Source organism: Pseudomonas sp. P4_C3 (genome assembly GCF_056402075.1).
The window spans coordinates 1-2,036 of record NZ_JBFUIC010000522.1 but is presented as its reverse complement, the minus strand read 5'-3'; the positions used below and the strand labels follow the sequence as shown (position 1 = coordinate 2,036).

General features: G+C 59.7%; 2 protein-coding genes. Both read right to left on the bottom strand.

Annotated elements, in window-relative coordinates; all coding sequences use genetic code 11:
- Positions 1–81: 81 nt before the first annotated feature.
- On the bottom strand, positions 82–942 hold the full coding sequence (gene panC, locus AC1DVH_RS30145; protein ID WP_477756871.1) for a pantoate--beta-alanine ligase: 861 nt from the start codon (positions 940–942) through the stop codon (positions 82–84).
- Positions 939–1,739 carry a 3-methyl-2-oxobutanoate hydroxymethyltransferase gene (gene panB, locus AC1DVH_RS30140; RefSeq protein ID WP_223528383.1) on the bottom strand — a complete coding sequence of 267 codons (801 nt, stop codon included), beginning with the start codon at positions 1,737–1,739 and terminating at the stop codon, positions 939–941. Before panB ends, panC begins: the two co-directional genes overlap by 4 nt.
- Between the last annotated feature and the right edge of the window lie 297 nt (positions 1,740–2,036).

Sequence of the window (2,036 nt, the reverse complement as noted above, 5' to 3'; positions counted from 1 at the left end):
CGCGTAGGAGCTGCCGCAGGCTGCGATCTTTTGATCTCGCCGTTGATTTTGGTTTTGTTGTTTGATCTTTGATCTTGCTGTTTAAACCGCAGTGTCGAGGTTCAGGTGCAGGTTGTCGATCAACCGTGTAGTCCCCAGGAAGGCCGCCACCAGAATCACCAGGTCACGATCCTGCGCCGTCGCTGGGCGCAAGGTCAGGGCATGGCGGATTTCCAGATAGTCAGGACGCAGGCCGGCTGTTTCGAGCTGTTTGATCTGCGTGCCGATCAGCGCCGGGTAGTCGCGTTCACCCTGCTTGATCGCCTCGCCGATCGCTTTCAGCGTGCGGTAGACCACCGGTGCCACAGCGCGTTGCTCTTCGTTGAGGAAGCCGTTGCGCGACGACAGCGCCAGGCCATCGGCCGCCCGTACGGTCGGCTCACCGATGATCTGGATCGGCATGTTCAGGTCATGTACCAGCGCACGAATCACCGCCAGTTGCTGGAAATCTTTTTCGCCGAAAATCGCCAGGTCCGGCTGGACCATGTTGAACAGCTTGCTGACCACCGTCGCCACACCTTCGAAATGACCCGGCCGGCTGGCGCCGCACAGTCCTTCGGACAGTTGCGGGACGCTGACGCGGGTCTGGCCGGCCATTCCGTCGGGGTACATCTCTTCAACAGTGGGGGCARACAACAAATGGCAACCGGCCTGGAGCAGTTTTTCCTGGTCGGCGGCGAGGGTGCGCGGGTACTTGTCGAGGTCTTCGCCAGCACCGAATTGCAGCGGGTTGACGAAAACGCTCGCCACCACGAAGTCCGCCCGCTGGGAGGCTTTGGTCACCAGTGCAACGTGACCGCTGTGCAGGTTACCCATGGTTGGCACAAAGGCGATGCGCTTGCCTTCGCTACGGGCGCGGGCCACTGCGGCCCGTAGTTCGCGTACGGTTTTTACGGTGTTCATGCAGAGAATCCGTGTTCGATCCCAGGGAAGGTCGCCGCTTTGACTTCAGTCACGTAGGCATTCAATGCAGCTTCAATGCTGGTTTGGCCAGTCATGAAGTTTTTTACGAATTTTGGCAAGCGGCCGGTAATGGACAGCCCCAGCATGTCGTGCAGAACCAGCACCTGGCCATCGGTGCGATTGCCGGCGCCAATACCAATCACCGGTATCTTCACCGCCTGGGTGATTTCTTCGGCCAGTTCGCTCGGGACGCACTCGAGCAGCAACATTGCCGCACCAGCCTGTTCCAGGGAAATCGCGTCGGCACGCATCTGCCGGGCCTGGTTTTCATTGCGACCCTGGACCTTGTAGCCGCCAAGGATGTTCACCGATTGCGGCGTCAGGCCCATGTGCGCGCAGACAGGGATGCCGCGCTCGGCCAGCAGGCGGATCGAATCGGCCAGCCACAACGCTCCTTCGACCTTGACCATGTGCGCGCCGGCCTGCATCAACAGGGCGCTGTTGGTCATGGCTTGCTCGGTGGTGGCGTAGGCCATGAAAGGCAGGTCGGCGAGGATCAGGGCATCGCTGTTACCGCGTTTGACGGCGGCCACGTGATAAGCCATTTCTGCAGTGGTGACAGGCAAGGTGCTGTCGTGGCCCTGCAAAACCATGCCGAGGGAGTCGCCCACCAGCAGCACTTCGACGCCGGCCTGATTGCAGGCATGGGCGAAGGTCGCGTCGTAGCAGGTCAGCATGGTGATCTTTTCACCTTTTTGCTTCAGACCTTGCAGGGTGGTCAGGGTGATGGCTGGCATGAAAAGTTCCTCATTCAGGCGCTGTGGAAACTACTGCGAGTAACGCGCGTGATTCTTCGTTGAATACAGGCGCACGTTCTTTTGTCGTGCTTTTAAGGCCTGGATTGCGCCCTTGAACGCCGTGTTGGCGGCAGCGGGACGCCTATAGTCGTGAGGAGAACGAGGGAAGTCAATTGCGTGTGTTACCGCATTGTTACGGGTGGGGTGTTACCGGGGTAACTGATGCGATTCAGCAGCAGATCTTGTGCCTGGCCCAAGATCCCCTGTAGGAGCGAGCCTGCTCGCGATAGCGGTCTG